Below are 942 nucleotides of genomic sequence, written 5' to 3'. Positions count from 1 at the left end.
ACCGACTCGTCCCATTCGAGGTCCGACCGGCCGCTGATCTGCCACAGGCCGGTCAGCCCCGGCTTCACCATCAGCCGGCGGTGCACGTCGTCCTCATAGCGGGCGACCTCCGACGGCAGCGGCGGGCGCGGCCCCACCAGCGACATCGTGCCGCCCAGCACGTTGAACAACTGCGGCAGCTCGTCGAGCGACCACTTACGCAGGAACTTCCCGACCTTGGTGATCCGCGGGTCGTCACGCATCTTGAACAGCAGCCCCTCGGCCCGTTCGTTGCGGGACTCCAGCTCCGCCTTACGCGCCTCCGCGTCGACGTACATCGACCGGAACTTGTACATGGTGAAGTGCTCACCACCCCGCCCCACCCGGGTCTGCTTGAACAACGCCGGGCCGCGGCTGGTCAGTCGCACCGCGAGCCCGAGACCGAGCAGCAGCGGGGAGAACAGCAGGATGATCGTTCCGGCCACGCACCGGTCGAAGACCATCTTCATCACCCGACGGGTACCGGTGAGCTCCGGCTCCTCGATGTGCAGCAGCGGCAGCCCGGCCACCGGACGGATCGAGATCCGCGGCCCGGTCACGTCGGTCAGCGCCGAGGAGACCAGCACGTCGACGTCGCTGCCCTCCAGCGTCCACAGCACCCGGCGCAGCGTCTCGCCGTCCATCTGCGGACTGATCGCGACCGTGGTGGCGTGCGTAGCCGTGATGGCAGTGTGCAGGGTCTCCGAGGTGCCGACGATCGGCACCCCCAGCAGGTCGAACCCACTGCGTTCCGGCCGGTCGTGACTGTGCCGGCCGGGCGAGCGGTCAAGCACGACACCGACGACCGCCCAGCCCGACGTCGGATCGCGCTGGGCCAGCCGGACCAGGGTGGCAGCCGACTCCCCGGCCCCGACCACGAGCACCCGGTGCAGGCAACGACCCGCCCGGCGCATCCGGTGCAGG

The 942-nt window shown here is 70.0% G+C and carries 1 protein-coding gene; it reads right to left on the bottom strand.

Annotation, left to right across the window (positions count from 1 at the left end):
* Positions 1-942, bottom strand: a 942-nt coding sequence (locus tag AC08OT_RS15315) for a sugar transferase (protein ID WP_476593726.1), incomplete at both ends; no start/stop codon positions are given.

Source organism: Frankia sp. CgJB1 (genome assembly GCF_977947065.1).
The sequence above is the reverse complement of the archived record's forward strand: the minus strand, read 5'-3'. Positions and strand labels throughout refer to the sequence as shown.